The organism is Candidatus Trichorickettsia mobilis, from assembly GCF_963422225.1.
Taxonomy (GTDB): Bacteria; Pseudomonadota; Alphaproteobacteria; order Rickettsiales; family Rickettsiaceae; genus Trichorickettsia; species Trichorickettsia mobilis_B.
Genome location: NZ_OY728607.1, coordinates 1342748 through 1359763, shown reverse-complemented (window position 1 = coordinate 1359763; position 17016 = coordinate 1342748). Strand labels below are relative to the sequence as shown.

The 17016-nt window shown below is 35.1% G+C and carries 16 protein-coding genes and 1 pseudogene; 9 read left to right on the top strand and 8 right to left on the bottom strand.

Features of this window, described 5'->3' with window-relative positions; genetic code table 11:
* Positions 1-14: 14 nt before the first annotated feature.
* The 7 genes from R2I74_RS06380 to R2I74_RS06350 form a co-directional block, all read right to left on the bottom strand.
* Positions 15-1001 (bottom strand): sodium-dependent bicarbonate transport family permease, encoded by a 987-nt coding sequence (locus R2I74_RS06380; RefSeq protein ID WP_316354664.1) that lies wholly within the window; start codon positions 999-1001, stop codon positions 15-17.
* A 131-nt stretch (positions 1002-1132) separates the two neighbouring features.
* Complete coding sequence (locus R2I74_RS06375; RefSeq protein WP_316354662.1) at positions 1133-1369, bottom strand: DUF2312 domain-containing protein; 237 nt, start codon at positions 1367-1369, stop codon at positions 1133-1135.
* Between the two features lie 25 nt (positions 1370-1394).
* Complete coding sequence (locus R2I74_RS06370) at positions 1395-1748, bottom strand: DUF3035 domain-containing protein (protein WP_394355831.1); 354 nt, start codon at positions 1746-1748, stop codon at positions 1395-1397.
* Between the two features lie 76 nt (positions 1749-1824).
* Positions 1825-2412 carry a signal peptidase II gene (gene lspA / locus R2I74_RS06365; protein ID WP_316355333.1) on the bottom strand — a complete coding sequence of 196 codons (588 nt, stop codon included), beginning with the start codon at positions 2410-2412 and terminating at the stop codon, positions 1825-1827.
* 146 nt (positions 2413-2558) lie between these two features.
* Complete coding sequence (locus R2I74_RS06360; RefSeq protein ID WP_316354661.1) at positions 2559-3929, bottom strand: M23 family metallopeptidase; 1371 nt, start codon at positions 3927-3929, stop codon at positions 2559-2561.
* A 543-nt stretch (positions 3930-4472) separates the two neighbouring features.
* Positions 4473-8396 (bottom strand): autotransporter domain-containing protein, encoded by a 3924-nt coding sequence (locus R2I74_RS06355; RefSeq protein ID WP_316354659.1) that lies wholly within the window; start codon positions 8394-8396, stop codon positions 4473-4475.
* Positions 8397-8890: 494 nt separating this feature from the next.
* The gene (locus R2I74_RS06350) at positions 8891-9868 is read right to left on the bottom strand and encodes a mitochondrial fission ELM1 family protein (RefSeq protein WP_316354657.1); all 978 of its coding nucleotides are present in this window, start codon (positions 9866-9868) and stop codon (positions 8891-8893) included.
* Between the two features lie 286 nt (positions 9869-10154).
* Here R2I74_RS06350 and pal point away from each other — a divergent pair, with 286 nt between their 5' ends.
* From pal to R2I74_RS06320, 6 genes and pseudogenes are all read left to right on the top strand, one after another.
* Complete coding sequence (pal, locus tag R2I74_RS06345; protein WP_316354655.1) at positions 10155-10613, top strand: peptidoglycan-associated lipoprotein Pal; 459 nt, start codon at positions 10155-10157, stop codon at positions 10611-10613.
* Between the two features lie 395 nt (positions 10614-11008).
* Positions 11009-12097, top strand: a complete 1089-nt coding sequence (gene flhB, locus R2I74_RS06340; RefSeq protein WP_316354653.1) for a flagellar biosynthesis protein FlhB — start codon at positions 11009-11011, stop codon at positions 12095-12097.
* Positions 12098-12105: 8 nt separating this feature from the next.
* Positions 12106-12777 carry a ribulose-phosphate 3-epimerase gene (gene rpe / locus R2I74_RS06335; protein WP_316354651.1) on the top strand — a complete coding sequence of 224 codons (672 nt, stop codon included), beginning with the start codon at positions 12106-12108 and terminating at the stop codon, positions 12775-12777.
* A complete protein-coding gene (gene kdsA, locus R2I74_RS06330; RefSeq protein WP_316354649.1) occupies positions 12777-13619 on the top strand; it encodes a 3-deoxy-8-phosphooctulonate synthase in 843 nt (280 codons plus the stop codon). Before rpe ends, kdsA begins: the two co-directional genes overlap by 1 nt.
* A 79-nt stretch (positions 13620-13698) precedes the next feature.
* Positions 13699-13932, top strand: a complete 234-nt coding sequence (locus tag R2I74_RS06325) for an HAD family hydrolase (RefSeq protein WP_316354648.1) — start codon at positions 13699-13701, stop codon at positions 13930-13932.
* A 45-nt stretch (positions 13933-13977) separates the two neighbouring features.
* Positions 13978-14301, top strand: a pseudogene (locus R2I74_RS06320) (HAD-IA family hydrolase); the annotation flags it as partial.
* Between the two features lie 167 nt (positions 14302-14468).
* Here R2I74_RS06320 and R2I74_RS06315 read toward each other — a convergent pair.
* Positions 14469-14891 carry a flagellar assembly protein FliX gene (locus tag R2I74_RS06315; RefSeq protein WP_316354644.1) on the bottom strand — a complete coding sequence of 141 codons (423 nt, stop codon included), beginning with the start codon at positions 14889-14891 and terminating at the stop codon, positions 14469-14471.
* Positions 14892-15087: 196 nt separating this feature from the next.
* Between R2I74_RS06315 and ffh the strand changes: the two genes are divergently transcribed.
* From ffh to R2I74_RS08230, 3 genes are read left to right on the top strand one after another with little or no spacing between them, the layout of a single operon-like run.
* A complete protein-coding gene (gene ffh, locus R2I74_RS06310; protein ID WP_316354642.1) occupies positions 15088-16437 on the top strand; it encodes a signal recognition particle protein in 1350 nt (449 codons plus the stop codon).
* Positions 16438-16497: 60 nt separating this feature from the next.
* The gene (locus R2I74_RS06305; RefSeq protein WP_316354640.1) at positions 16498-16713 is read left to right on the top strand and encodes a hypothetical protein; all 216 of its coding nucleotides are present in this window, start codon (positions 16498-16500) and stop codon (positions 16711-16713) included.
* 27 nt (positions 16714-16740) lie between these two features.
* Positions 16741-17007, top strand: coding sequence for a Trm112 family protein (locus R2I74_RS08230; RefSeq protein ID WP_394355830.1), 267 nt, complete (start codon positions 16741-16743; stop codon positions 17005-17007).
* Positions 17008-17016: the final 9 nt, after the last annotated feature.

Here is a 17016-nt window from a genome sequence, read left to right as displayed (position 1 = left end):
GTGTTAAAAAAATTCTAATCTAGAAACTTCTGAGCCACAGCAAAATACATTGGTATTCCTATAGTGATATTAAATGGGAAGGTAATTGCAAGGGACATTGGCACATAGATAGCTGCCTTAGCTTGTGGCAAGGCAGTACGCATTGCTGCAGTTACTACAATATAAGATGCACTAGAAATTAGCACTGTAAATAAAAAGCCGGTGCCTAAGTCCAATTTTATAAGCACACTTAAAGCTATACCAATTACTCCACCTATTAAAGGCATGCCAATACCAAATATAACTAACTTCAGATTAAACTCTTTTAAGTCAGATAAATGCCTTGAAACTAGTAAACCCATATCTAGTAAAAAAAATGTTAAGATTCCATAAAATGGAGTGACTAAAAATCCCTCCATTTTCTCCATACTTTTAGCTCCTGACATCCATCCTATAAAAAAGGATCCCATTAATAGTAATATTGATCCATTGGTAACTATTTCTTGTATAAGCTTTAATAGCGATTGAGAGTTATCTTTTGTCATTTTTGGTTGAGATTTATAGGCAATCAATAAACCACTTACAATGGCTGGGGCTTCCATTAAAGAAAGTACAGCAACAATATATCCTGAATAAACAATAGAATTTATTCCTAAAAAATTTACGGCAGTTACAAATGTTATCATACTTATAGAGCCATAGTGGGCAGCTACAGCTGCTGCTGTCAAATCATCCAACTTGGTGGTTAATTTCAATATATAATAGCCAATAAATGGCTGAATAAAGCCAGCACTCATACCTGCAAGAATAGTAAGAATAACCGTACTATTAATAGTGTTTGTTTCAGCAATAGCGATTCCACCTTTAAAACCTATTGCCATCATTATATACATGACAAAAAATCGACTAATTTGCTCTGGCACCTCTAAATCTGATTTTAAAAGGCCTGAGATAATCCCAAGAGAAAAAAATAATATGGGAGGTGATAATAAATTTTCGGTAAAAGAAGTAAATAATTCCATGATGAGGGGATATTAATTTGTTTTATTAATAGAAATGCAGATCAAGGAAACACAAAAGTTGGTAGGTAAAGTTATAGCATTAAGGCGCTAATGGCGCTCACTTTAAGGCAGTAGTAATAGCGCATGTAAGTTTATAGATCTAAAGCTTGTCTATAAAGTTCTAATATAGCTTCTTGTTCTGCTAGTTTATTCTTGTCAAGCTTCTTTAATTTTAATACTTGCTTCATAGTTTTCACATCAAAACCACTAGCTTTTGCTTCAGCAAAGACTTCTTTTATATCATCAGCTAATTCTAATTTAGAGTGTTCCAGCTTTTCAATTTTACTAATATATTGCTTTAACTGTTCTATAGCAATTACTTCTGTCATTACTTAACCGATATTAACTTTATTATTATTTATTATTTACTTCATTTAATAAAGCTTGTTCAGCTTCATCTAAATTTGCGGAATTTGGTGCCAATACTTTACTGACATCTGTTGTATTTGGAGCATCAGTTGGTTTTTGTAAGTAATAATGTGGTGGCACATCAATCGCTTTACTTCGCTGTACTTGATATTCATCAGGGCCAGGAGTCACTATCCCTATAGTTTCTTTTACCCGCTTATTGCATGATGATAGTAGGGCAAGCATTAGCATAATCTGTAATAGACCTTTTTCAAAAAACCACTTTTGTTGTGATAGGTTACTTTGATCTGCTGTTTGAATCTTAAACATAATTGAGTGCGTTATAGATCTGTGTTGCATGAACTCCTTGCATTTCGCTACCATAAATGATTTTTGAAAGAAGTCTAATAAAATCATACGCATATATTTACTTATTTTAATCAATTTTAGCATCAGCAGCTTTACGGATTGCTTCTGCTTTTGCGGCTAAGTCATCATAAATTTGTTTTTCTATTTCTTCAATATTTTTTTTAGTTTTATAAAGATCATATAATACTAACATCACTCCAATGAAAATAAAGCTGTCTGCCAGATTAAACACCGGAAACCAATAATTGTTTTGATAATGAAAACAAATAAAATCAAATACTGCTCCGCGGTAGCAACGATCAATTATATTACCAATAGCGCCACCGATAATAAAGCTATATCCCCAAAAACTTGTAACAGACTTAAGCTTTGACAAGCTATAGCATAGATATAAAATAATGATGCTATTAAGTACTATGAATACCATATTGCTATATTGAAGATAATTCTTAAATATGCCAAAACTAATACCATAATTCCAAACATATACTATATCTAAAAAACTAGTAACCCTTAGTAATCTTGCTGGTTGCTGAATTAAATATGAGATAAACCACCATTTTATTACTTGATCTATCAGTATTAACTTGATGATAATTAAAAAAGCACGATAAATAATGAAAACATGATTACGAATATGCGGTGGTAATCGCATTAATAAACGCCGAAACACTTGAATTATACCTCTATGAAGAGTGAAGGATTGATCGAGTAATAGCGTCTCGGTCAGTTAGGTTCGTGTGTAGAAATTTTAATAGACTTTAACCCTCTCTTAGATGGACGTATCAGACAGACAGGCTCTTAGCGTGAGGATAAAATAACATCACGATCCATTGCAATAGTTGGTGTAGCTTCAAGTTTAGTACTTAAAACTCTAATTTTATTTTTAAAGTTTTGGAATTGCACTAATTTCTTGCCAGTTAATTCAATTCCAGGGGTGGTCTTAATTGACATAGGATTAACATGTTTGCCAGCGACTTTAACTTCATAATGTAGATGTGCGCCAGTAGTTCTACCTGTACGACCAACATAGGCTATTACCTGCCCTTGTTTAACCTTACTACCAGCACGAAGATTTTTAGCAAAATTACTAGCATGAGCATATGCAGTTGATAAATTAGAACTATGTTTAATCTGAATAAATTTACCATAACCAGATTTCCAACCTATTTCTGTAATAACACCATCACCGGCAGCATAAATTGGCGTACCCTCTGGTGCAGCAAAATCTATCCCTCTATGTAGTTTGGTAAAGCCTAGGGTAGGATGTTTACGATTACCATAATGAGATGAAACACGCACAAGATTTACCGGTGTTTTCAGTAAGCTTCTTTTTACACTTTTACCATCTTCAGAGAAGAAACCATAATTAGCATCACCTAGTACTGAATAACGATATATATTATATTCTTTATCAGCTAGTTTCAAAGATACATACAAAACTTTGCCATGATGTGAAAATTGACCAGATTCAGTCATAAATTTTTCAGTAATGACCGTAATTTTGTCCCCACGTTGGATTTGTCGCTGAAAATCTATCTGGTAGCTATAGGCATTAACTAATTCTATTATATTATTAGCACCAAGGCCAAGATCTTTTAGTGCAGAAATAAAACTGCTATCAATGATCACAGAAGATTTTGCAACAAATTTATTGAGTGGAATAGCAGTGTTTTTAGCTAGAAAATTATCATCTACTCTAATTATTTCTATAGAATTGATTTTATCAAGCGCTATTACTACTCTAGTTAGAGTACGAGTTTCTGCAGTTAGATCATCATCATTCTCCATAATATTTAATGTGTAATCAAAAGATATTTTTTGTCCAATCTTTAAACTAGCTGCTATATTATTCTTAGCTGTGGCTGCTTTAATGATTTGCGCTATTTCTATTGATGTAAGATCTTGCTTGATAAGTATAGATTTTAAGGTATCGCCTTTTTTTACCGTAACGGTAGCATTTTCTGTTAATATTTTATCTTCATAAACTAATTCTTCTGGTTCAATGAAAGAAAAAAAAGTAGTGCGACTTATGTAATTTTTAATGGATAGAGATGCAAATCCAGCTAAAGCTAGAAATAAGAAAATTGATAAATAAGTCAGATTGCGTCTTGGCCTAGCGCGGAATCCAACTGATGAAATAAGAGTGATTTCAGAAAAGTTGCTATACATTAATGAACTTTAAAAAATTTAAATAAACAATCTAACTTACTCAAGTATATAAACTTCAAAATCTATATCCACAGTAGACGTCAACTATGATTGAGACAAAATGAAATTACAAAGTTTGAGAAATATGAGAGATAATAGCTATTATGTATCTATATAATTAAAGAATTTTGTGTATTTGACCATATGTAACGTAAGTTGCCAATTAAAATATTTTTTAAACACCATAGAGACCAGTTCAAGCCGTCATTGCGAGGTAGCTTTGCTCCATTGCAAGATATTTCTCACGAATTTGAAGTGGCTAAAAAACACTCAAAAAGCCCGTCATTGCGAGGAATGTGCGTAAGCACATGACGAAGCAATCCAGAAAAAATCATAACAGTGACACAGCTTTTACTGTGTCACTCTTTCTGGATTGCTTCGTCGTAACCTAAAGGCTACTCCTCAGCTCAGACGATATATAGCGCATTTCAGCACTTTCAAATTCGTGGGGATAATCAAGCTCGCAATGACGTTTTGCATCTTTAATTGGCAACTCGCGTTAAGTTAGAAATTAACCCTAATTTTTATAGAACCTTGATGTCCTACATATTTTTTTGCTAAATGCGCATCATAACCAAAACCATATTCCATCATCCGATATTTTATGGTTAGGCTTGTGCCAAGGTTGACAAAGGTTTTTTCCGGCTTAGAAACTTTTGTTGGCATTGCTGCTAATGCCCCATTTAATCTTGCATCAACTTTTGCTGCCTTACCTTTAAAATCTTGGCTTACAAAACCATGTACTTCTGGCATTAATAGTACATCTTTTACTTGAGCCAAGAATGAAGCTCTAGCACCAATAACCCCTTCAATTTTATCAATTGATTTTTTACTGACCGTCATGTTTCTACGACTAGTACCGGTTTCAGTATAGCCACCATCATTAAATTTGGCGTATCTAAAACCAACCATCGGAGTAAGCGTAGTATTTGCATCAGCTAATGCGTATCTATAGCCTCCTAATATTTCTCCACTATAGTTAGTCGAATTATATTTTCCAAGCGCAGTTTGGCTTAAAGTTGAACTTATTACACGCTTTTCATAGTTACGCACTCTACTTGAACCAAATGAAACAATACCTTGAACAAACCAATTTTCTGGTAATTGCTGCACTCCATATATCGAGAATAATGTGCTCTCAACTTTCGTAGTATCACCTAATTTTTGATTTTTATGATCAAGTTTGGTACTAATAGCCGTTAATGCCATTCCCAAAGCTAAATTATCATTAGCTAAACAATCAAACCCAATAGTACCACCACCAGACTTACCTTTATATCCAGGAGCATTACTTTTTTTCTTTTGTGTCGATTGGCTATAAAATGGACTACCCCAAATACCATAACGCTCTGTAGTGAATTCATCACCAGCAGCAACACCCATACCTTCAGAAACTCTCACTGCTGCATTAGCAGCTCCAGGTAGGTTATGCATTCTGTTACCGATTACGTTTTGTGTGGCTTGTACTGCTCCAGTAGTAGCTTCTGCTACAGCTTCTGCCACGCCTGCTGTAGGCGCCACTACACTCATACTATCTGCTATTTTTTCTTTTAGTGCCGCATCAGGAGCTTTACCTAAATCATTTACTAAATTTCCAGCATCACTTGTTAAGTCAGCTCCAGCGAGAGCCTTTACTAATCCTGGATTAGTTTTACCAAAATCATTCTGCAGCCCTTTTGTTGAATTATTGATAACAGTAAGTCTGTGAGTAACAGAATCCTCTACCCACAGTACATACTTATTACCATCATTAGCATTAACTATAATAGGGACATTATTATCAGGCACTGGTGCTATAGCATTTGATAATACTGCTGTAGCACTAGATGTCCAAGCTAAGGCCTTTGTATCATTGTTAGCTAATGTTGGTGCTGGAAATCCTGCAGTGATTACTCCACCATTAGTAGCTTCGAATAATGAGTAGCTTTGACCGGTGTCAGCTAAATCTGAAGTACCATTTAAATTAATGGTAACTGATGTTGCTTGTGATAAATTCAATTCCGTGGCTCCACCGGTAGCATCGACTTTGATCTGACCAATACCACCACCAACTTTTAGATTGGTATTTACTATTACATTACCAGTGAGGGTTGCTGTACCTTTATTATAAGTTAAGACCTTGTCTGTAAGATTAATGCTAGTATTAACCCCATCAATATTTCCTTGCACGGTAACATTCTCATTTACATCGATATTACCGCCAGTACCTTGATCTACCCCGCCAATAAAATTGGTTGTGCCAATATCATTTAAGATTAAGTTCTGAGTATAAACTTTGGGATTAATAGCAGTGCTACCAGGGCCATCAATAATTAACTCTTGGATTCTATTGACGTTAGAAGTACCAATTGTTTCTATACCATTTTTTGCAATAATTAACTGCTTACCTGCCTGCTTAGACCAAAGTGTCACTATTCCTTGGTTATCTCCACCACCAACTAAATTATTATGTAAAGTAATGGTTCTATCTGCTCCAACATGATCATGACCAAGAACTAACTGTGAGTCAGCATGGACAAAGTTAATCGCTGTACCACCATTAAGTAAAGCCAAATCACCTTCAGTAGCATCCAAAACTAAACCACCGGCACCACCTGCACCAGCTTCACCAATATTGGTTACTGCAATATTAACAGCACTCTTGCTTTGATCCCAGAGTGCTGCACCTCTTTTGATATTTAATACATTAACATTAGTAAGATCAACTGCATTAGCTCCGCCAGCAATAATGGTCATAGTGTCGTCGTTACCAGTACCGCTAATCCTCAATTCTTTTAACTTATTAACACCAGTGCCTAATGTTTGACCAGCTGCACCACCAACAATTACTAACTTACTGCCAGCACCATTTGCGTGTAATTCTACTATTCCTTTACCAGGAGCACCTGGGTTAATAGTATTTAAAGTAATAGTTTTTGAAGCACCACCAGTGCTTTGTAATTTCAATACCGAATCAGCATGAGCAAATACTATGTTAACACCAGCTGGATTAAGAGTAAAATCTACGTTTCCACCACGTACTAAGGTACCAGCTCCACCAGCTTCACCGATAGTGATAGTGGTAGCTTTCACGACGTCAGCGGATAAAGTTGCAGTAATTCCATTCTTTACATTAATTGCATGTAATGGATTAGTAGTACCAATTGCTCCAGTTACTCCACCATTTACAGTAAAGTTCAAGGTTCCGTTTGCTCCACCAACGGTAGAATCAATCGCACCAGTAATTAATCCTCCACCAGCATTCAATGTTCCTCCAGCTTTAGTAAAATCTACGTTACCAGTGATTGTGCCACCTGCTGTTACCACAGCTGCTGCATTATTAACTACAAAAGTTTGAGCCTTGGCGTTTCCAGTTACATCCATAGCTCCTGCTGCATCAAAACTAACTACTTTCAGAGCTTTAGTTGCTCCTATCGTTCCGGTTACTCCGCTACCAACAGCGTTAAGCTTTAGTGTACCAATATTAGCATTAGCAGTCTTATTATCTACGTCACCTTCTATACGAAGTCTATCAACTTTTAATGACCCATCTGCAGTAAAATTGATTTGTGTAGCTTTAATTGATTCATCCGTATCTAACTCATGAGCACTGGCAATTCTGAATTCGTGAATCTTGTGTGTATTACCAACTGCTATTTGAGAAAGTGTTGAATTACCACCGGTAAAAATAAGCGTACCCTGATCTGGAGCAGTTCCATTAATTTCTTCGGTAGTCAGTATACCGTGAATAGTACGACCACCAGTAACAGTTAACTCCGAACCATTACCTAATTCTACTCCACTACCAGTGCCAGGTACATCTGTTAAAGCAATAGCTGCTTGTAGATTAAGTTTAGCATTAGCTCCAAGTTTTAAGCTGCCAATTGCTTTTGCTTGAAGAATTGCCCCAGTAATCACGACATTTTTACCAGCATTAATTTCAATGTCACCTTGCCCCGTATTTATACCACCTCTACTGTTCATCGTACCGTTTAAAGTAACATTAGCATCAATTACTAGCTTAGAACCAGCGCCATTAAATAAAATATCTCCTAATTTATCGTAGGTATTTGCTACAATTCCACCAAAGGCAGTACCATCCAAGGTTAATGTATTACCGGCATTAATATCAACTTTCATTGCCTTGGCAGCAACACCTGAAATAGAACCTATAGTAATGTTATTAGCTATTACAGTATTCCCACCAGGATTAACTGCTACATCTATCCCAGCTATTCTTGCAGGTGATCCTGCATTAACGGTAACTGTAGCACCACCGTTAAAAATCAACCAATCATTAAGTGCAATACCAGGTACAGCGCTAAGATTCACAGGAGCACCACCGGTGTTTCTTCCACCACCCGATGCACTACTTGTTCCTCCGGCTATTACAGCTAGTGCTGAGGCGGTAGCCAGAAATTTTTGTAAAAATTTTGTTTGTTTAATCATGCTATTTCTCCTGTTATTTAAATGGCCTAATAGTTTGAGAGTGTTCAATAAGCTGTGTCAAGTCGTTATCCCAGACACATTAAGTAAGTATCGCAAACGCATACATAAAGGTTCAATCCTAAACACACAAATTCATCCCGAACTTGTTTCGGGATCTCATCAGAACTTCATAAGATCCCGAAACAAGTTCGGGATGAATTTGTGTGTCGGGATAGCCACTGTATCCTGAGCTAAGGGCTCTACCTAAAGCAATCCAGAAAAACTCGTATGGCAAGACTGGATTGCTTCGGCTGAAGCCTCGCAATGTACAGGCTTTATTTTTAATTGACACAGTTCAGCGAACACTCTCCTAAATTTTCAATTAATCACCTTATACAATAAATTCTGAAGTTATTAAATAATATTTTATGTAATTCCAGCATTAATTATTATAAATAACTATTATACTAATTATAATATTTTTGCAGAGACCGGTTTTTGGTAGTTTCATTTCACTAAGTTAACTCCGATTTTATAATTTCAGCAACTCTTTTAGTTTCATTTAATGGCGTATAAGAATAATGTTGTAGAACATTTACTGATTGATCTAATTTTTTAGCAATTCCTAGATCAAACAGCTGTTGTACAAAAAATCTATGTTTGGATAGCTTAAAGCTATCGGGAAGAAATATATATAATGGCTTGGCTGTGGACGCTGCCTCGCTACACATTGAGATTGAATCAGCTGTAGAAATTATATAATTTGCACTAGCTAGCAGAGCTAAATATGGATTTGGCCCTGAATCCAGAGGATCATAAATGATGTGCGGGCTGCTGAAGTGCTGTCTAATAAGCTGCTTTACCACTTGCGGAGTACGTCGGCTAAAAGTAATAAAAAGCTGTGACGTATGATGGATTACTATATTTTTTAATATGGAGACTAATAATTTTGCTTCAGCAATGGTAAATATATAGTTTTTACTATTGCCACCAATTATTACTGCTATACAGTTTAGTATTCCTGGGTAAATTTTGCTTATGTTTTCAATATTAGCTTGATCCTTTATACTTCTGTGGATGTTGTTAAGTGCGCCAATAATTCTAATTACATTTGATGATGCTTGCGTATGCGTAAAGGAATCATGCTGCGGTAAAATTACTGCAGCAAATTCATTAAAGTCACTATCAGGCTTCATTATTTGCACAATTTGCAGTTTTTTTACCGATTTTTGTTTTAGATAAAGCGCAAGAGTTGCAGTTCTTCGACCAGAAGAAATAATTATATTTGGTAAATTGTTTATTTCAATTGATTGCAGACAAGCATGTTTGATGTGAAGTGGATAGAATCGCAGTAAAAAATTTGGCAATTTGGCAAAACAACTATAATCCACATGCATAGTGGTGTATAGTACTCCAAGTTCCTTTGCCAAAGCAAGAGCCTGATTTGAATTTCCCAACCTATAATCCGTCAGAACTAAAATTTTACTATTCATTGGCTTCAATATATATAAGTTATTTGTAAAATCTATTTAGTGTATTAAATTAATACGTTTAATTGATTAACTGCATGTATTAAAAACAATTAATGCGTACATAAGTTTTGTTTATGATATTTTTGCAACGTTATAACCTATGAACTTGTGCTCTGATCAATATTGACCTTTAAGTTAAGAGGTTGATAGTATATAATCCTTATTCGTGAGGTTTTTCTGATTGCATTAGTTTGCAAATTATGAAAAACTAAATTTAATATTATAATTTTTAAGGAGTTGATTGGTTATGATGAAAAAAATTACATTAGCACTTTTGGCTGTATTCTTTTTATCCGGGTGCAGTAGTAGTGCAAAGAAAGGTGGTATGGGTTCCAATGTAGAGAGTTCGCTAATCGCTGATTTTGAAAAACACGCGGGAGATAGGGTTTTCTTTGCATTCGACAGTTCAAGTATATCACCTCACTCTAAAGAGGTATTGCATAAACAAAGCGAGTGGCTAAAAAAACATCCGCATGTTAAAGCTACTATCGAAGGACATGCTGATGAAAGGGGTACTAGGGAGTATAACTTAGCTTTGGGTGAAAGAAGAGCTGAAGCAGCAAGAAAATTCCTGGTACATAATGGTATAGAAGCCGGTAGATTAGATACTGTTTCTTATGGTAAAGAACGTCCAGCTGTAATTGGTAATGACGAAAAAGCTTGGAGTCAAAATCGTCGTAGTGTAACTTCAATTATGCACCACTAGTATACTCGTTAAAATTACTGAATTGGCGTTATCGTGTTTTGAAGATCCGCGCTCCTCACGTACTAAAGTACGCTGCGGTGCTCGACTTCAACACTCCTAGCTCTTCAGTAATTTTAACTTCGTCTACAATAACTTTTGATTGCATGGAAGGGTTATTTTCTAAAGTTAATTCTAAGGCTAACTATCTGCATCTGATAGTTAGCCTTTTTTGTATAGAATCTGGCAGTAGCGGGTAGTTTTTACTATATAGACCTCCTCACAAATTCGCTTCTGAGAGAGGTGGTGTCAGGAGACACGGAACGCAGATCCGCAGCGCACTTTTGGTTTGTTTCGGATTCGAGTACCGGATCTGTGTACAAATCATCCGCAGAAGTAGAGTTTGTGAGGAGGTCTATATGGCAGAAGGTGATTCAGAAGATCAAGCATCGAAAACGGAAGATCCATCCCAAAAGAAGCTTGAAGATGCTTTAGAAAAGGGACAGGTAGTTAACTCCAAGGAAGTTAATAACTTTCTAATGCTATTGTTTTTGACGATAATTATTATTTTTATAATTCCTTATAGCTTTGGACGTTCTGCAATGGCGCTACGATTCTTTATAGAGAATGCTGGTAATGTACCAGTTGATCAAGGAATGATAGGAGTGCTTTTAGAAAAAATACTTGTTAAATTTATCTTAATCTTAAGCCCTCTTTTCCTTGTAGTAGTTATAGTAGCGTTTTTATCATCATATATCCAGCATGGAGAGTTTATCTTTGCTTTAGATCAAATTAAGCCTGATTTATCAAGAATTTCAATATTCAGTGGTTTTAAAAGACTATTTTCTATAAAAAGTGTAGTCGAATTCTTGAAGAGTTTTGTCAAAATTTTATTAATAGGGATTTTTTTATATGCAGTTATTACCAGTGACATTCAAGAATTAAGACAATATCAAAATTTAACTATTGGCGCAATCTTAAATCAATTGCAAATTATGGTTAATAATGTCATGATTTGTGCTACTATAATCATGGTTGTTATTGCTGCAGCAGATTACTTTTATCAACGTTTTGAGCATTTTAATCAATTAAAAATGACTAAACACGAGCTAAAGGAAGAATATAAGGAATTGGAAGGGCATCCAGAAATAAAACGTAAAATCAAAACACTGAGAAGAGAACAATCTCAAAGACGTATTCAGCAAGCTGTACCCAAAGCAACGGTAGTCATAACTAACCCTGAACATTATGCAGTAGCATTGCATTATGATAGTAATACTACCAAGGCACCAGTGCTTGTTGCCAAAGGTCTGGATCTAATCGCTCAGAAAATTAAAGAAATTGCAGACGCTAATCGCATTCCTATTGTCGAAAACCCCCCTCTTGCTAGAAATATTTACAAGCAGGTGAAAATTAATGAAGAGATCCCACTTGAACATTATGAAGCCGTTGCTAAAATCATTAGTTATGTGATGTCACTCAAGGCTAAAAGAAAACAAAATAGATAGCCTATAACATGACACAAGTATCAGCATCGATATTATCGGCAGATTTTGCCAAGTTAGAACAAGAAATTAAGGCAATAGAACAAGCTGGAGCTAACATGATTCATATTGATGTCATGGATGGACATTTTGTTCCTAATTTAACTTTTGGTACCCTGATATTAGAAACAATTCGTAAACTGACAAAATTGCCGCTTGATGTTCATCTAATGATCAGTCAACCTGAGCTCTTTATTGAAAATTATGCTAATTATGGCGCTGATATAATTACAATCCACCCTGAATCGACTATACATCTTGATCGTACTTTAAGTAAAATCAGGCAGTGTGGTCTGAAAGCAGGAATTGCTCTGCTACCTTCCACTCTACCAGATATTATAGATTACGTGATTGATAAAATTGATTTAATATTGGTAATGACTGTAAATCCTGGATTCGCTGGGCAGCAATTTCTAGAAACACAGCTACCTAAGATTCATACTTTATCTAAAAAAATCAAACATTTAAATTCCGATATAAAGATATCAGTTGATGGTGGTATTAACGCTGCAACTGCAGCAAATTGCGTAGAGGCCGGAGCTTCTATTCTAGTTTCTGGTAGTTTTATTTTTGTAGAAAAGCAAGAAGAATACAAAAATAGGATCAATCAGCTGCAAAAACTAAATCTGGGAGATAAAGACTAATGCAAAAAATTATTAAGCTAAAAAATATTAAGATATCAAATAATTTTCCCTTTATATTAATTGCGGGACCGTGCCAGATTGAGACTCTCGATCATGCTATTTTTATGGCTGAAAATTTAATGACCATAACTAGTAAACTCGCTATTCCGTTTATCTATAAATCTTCATTTGACAAGGCAAATCGCACTTCTGTAAACAGCCCTAGGGGAGCTGGATTAGATCATGGTTTAGAAATTTTAGCTAAAGTAAAAGCTAAATTTGACTGTCCAATACTAACTGACGTGCATACAGAATCTCAATGCGCAGCTGCTGCTGAAGTGGCAGATATTTTACAAATTCCTGCTTTCTTATGTCGCCAAACTGATTTGCTTAAGAGTGCTGCTCTAACTAATAAAATTATTAATGTAAAAAAAGGACAATTTTTGGCACCATGGGATATGAAAAATGTTTATGAAAAGCTCAAAATTTTTGGTGCTAATGATGTGTTATTAACAGAACGAGGCACTTGTTTTGGCTATAATAATTTAGTTACAGATTTGAGAAGCCTTGCTATTATGGCTGAAACTGGAGCTCCAGTAATCTTTGATGCTACACATTCAGTGCAACAACCTGGCGGGATTGGTAATGTCAGTGGTGGTGAGAGAAAATATGTGGAACTGCTTGCTAGGGCGGCGGTTTCAGTGGGTATTGCTGGCGTATTTATGGAAGTACACCAAGACCCCGATAATGCACCAAGTGATGGCCCCTGTATGATTAGGCTAGATAGGTTGGAATCCACTCTTAAAATCATCAAACAATATGATGAGCTTACTAAAAGCATATTACCTAGCGTTGTTCTCTAATATAAAAAGCAGAAAGTTAAAAGACGTCTTAACTTTAATTTTTTTTATTTTCAAAAATAGGTGATGAGTATCTTAATATATGAAAATAAAGAACGTGATTTTTGATATTGGCAATGTTTTAGTTAGATGGGCACCTTATGAAGTTATTCAAGCTGTTTTTCCTGAGTATGTACCTAAGGAATTTTATCAGCAAATCCATCCAATATGGATTGATTTAAATTTAGGAAAATTAACTGAGAAAGAAGCTATCAGGATATACCAAGATCAGCTTGGTGTAGCTGAGAATCGCACAACTTATTTCATGAATGAATAAAAGTATCTCAAGTGCCAATTCCAGGTAGTTTAGAAACTACTCAAAAAATTGCGCTCTTTGAAAATCAATCTTTATGCAATTACTGACAACGTCAAAGAAATAATGGAATATCATAAAATCCATTCTAACTTTATGGATTATTTTAAGGATATAATAGTATCAGCTGAAGTTGGGATTTTAAAACCAGATCCAAAAATTTATCAGCATTTGCTAAATAAGCATAACATTGATCCATTTGATTCTGTCTTTGTTGATGATTTAATGGCTAATGTTGAGAGTGCTTTGTCGGTAAAAATGCACGCTTTCCAATTTACTGATGCAAAATCATGTGAAGAACAGCTAATTAAATTGGGAATTAAGTTAAAATAATACAACAATTAGAACCGCACGATTTTTCTGGCTTGCTTTGGCTACACCTCAAAGCTTGACGATTTGGATCGTTTCTTCTCCCTTAACTTGATGCGTATGGTTTATTGAACACTCTCAGATTTTTGTCTAAAAAATCCCTCAACCATTCTTAAGTTAGGTGAGGCCTATTAAATATTTTCTTCTGAGTTCATTTCAATTTTAGCAAGTTCAATTTCTGCCCGTAATATAATCGCCGCTATTATGTCTTGTAACTCAGGAAAGCGAAATTGTTCTTTATTATTTTCAATAGTTTGTTTGAGATATATTATATGCTGTTTTGGTAATTTACCGCTAAGTAAGCTGAACCTTATATCATTTAAACATCTTAAGATTTTGTTGCCTTGTTCTTTAAGTCGAGCTTGATCTTTTTCATATTCACCTACTTCCTGTAAAAATAAGAATGGATTCGTAGGAGTGATATTAGATAACTCAGGGCTCTCATGCTCAACTAATCCATTGCTCCTAGAAAATGCTAATTTTGCAGATTTCACTTTTTTAGAGCGTATAGAAGTTATATTTTTAGGTAAAGCTACTGTGTCTATTACTATCATAATATAATTTGAGTTTTATAGGTATTTCTACTACAATGTTTAAAGAAAGTAGAAGAGTGGCGATTTTTACAAAAAATTTGCAATTTATTTATCTTCTTATTTTATATTTACAGAGCCTAGATTCAAGATATATCTTGTAAAATCTATTTAGATTCTAATGATAAAAAGCAATTAATACAATATATGATTTTATAATATGTTTCAAACACTAACGCATAATCTAACCAAAATTTTTGATAAAATTAAAGGTAGCGGAACGTTATCTGAGAGTAATATTGATAGTGCATTACGGGATATACGTATTGCTTTGTTAGAAGCAGATGTAGCATTACCAGTAGTAAAAGATTTTATTGCAGCAGTAAGAGAAAAAGCCATCGGTCAGCAAGTGATTCGTTCTGTTTCACCAGGACAAATGGTAGTAAAGATAATACATGATGAGATGATTAATATTTTATCATGCTCTGCTAACGATACTAGCCTACAGTTACAGTCAGCACCACCGGTTAATATCTTGATGGTCGGTTTGCAAGGCAGTGGTAAGACCACGGCTAGTGCCAAGCTTGCCCTAAGGCTTAAAAATCAGAATAAAAAGGTGCTACTGACTTCTCTTGATACTTATCGTCCGGCTGCCCAAGAACAGCTAGCAAGATTAGCTTCTTCGATCAACGTTGATAGTCTTCCTATAATTACAGACTCCAATCCGATTGCAATTACCAAAAGATCGATAACTGAGTCAAAATTATCAGGATACGATATAGTGATATACGATACAGCCGGTAGGTTACATATTGATAATGATATGCTAGAGGAAGTTGCGCAGATAAAAAACCTAGTAATGCCCGCAGAAATATTGTTAGTTATAGATGCAATGATTGGGCAAGATGCTATTCATGTGGCGAATAATTTTAATAATAAACTAGCAATTACTGGAGTGATTTTATCTAGGATTGATGGTGATGCGCGTGGTGGGGCTGCGCTTAGCATCAAACATGTTACTAATAAACCAATTAAGTTTTTGAGTAATGGTGAACATTTATCTAACTTAGAAGAATTTAGCCCTGAGCGTCTGGTATCTCGCATATTAGATATGGGAGATATCGTATCATTTGTAGAGAAAGCAGCCAGTGTTATCGACCATCAAGACGCAGAACGGGCAGCAGCAAAATTCCAAAAAGGCAAATTTGACTTAAATGATTATTTATCTCAAATTCGGAGCATCAAAAAGCTAGGAGGATTTAGCAGCATATTATCGATGTTGCCTGGCACTAATCAGATGCTCCCTAAAATAGCTTCAGATAAATTAGATAATAAATTACTTGTGCACCAGGAAGCCATTATTCTATCGATGACTAAGGTTGAGCGGAAAAATCCTGATATACTTAATGCCATGCGTAGAAAACGGATTGCTGGCGGCTCCGGGACATCTGTGCAAAAAGTGAATATGTTGCTAAAACAGTTTAAACAAATCAGTGAATTAATGAAAAAAGCAGGAAGAATGGATGCAAAACAGTTAATGCGTAGTGGTATAGGGAAACTTTTTTCTTGATGCCAATAAAAACAACTGCTATTATGGCCGCTGAGAAATTGAGATAATTAGAGTAAGAACATGTCAAAAGCAAAAGCAAAAACCGCTTCTAAAAATAATCCAGTCACTAGAGAGCAAGCAAAAGAGTATTTTCATAACGGTCAAAAGATAAAACCGGTGAAATTGATTTCTGATAAATATTCTTTTCTCGCAGCCGAATATGATGGTTCAGGGGATCTGGTTACAGGCACTGATGGAGTTGCTTTACCTTGGTCAAGAGCTAAAAATTCAATCTAACTAATTGTAATGGTGGTCAAATAATTTATGGAAATTTCTTCAACACTACTAAAAATTTTGCTCTGTCCAGTAACTAATAAATCGTTAACTTATGATAAACAAAATCAGGAATTAATAAGTGAGTTTGCAGGACTTGCATATCCAATAGTTGATGGTATACCTATGTTACTTGTAGATAAAGCAAGGAAAATTAGCAGTAATGTTCAGTATATGGCTAAGAACAATGAAAATTTTAATAAACTAGAGCAAAAAGATAAAGATATAGTAGCAAATAAATCCATAGAAGTAGCCTAGGCCCTGTGA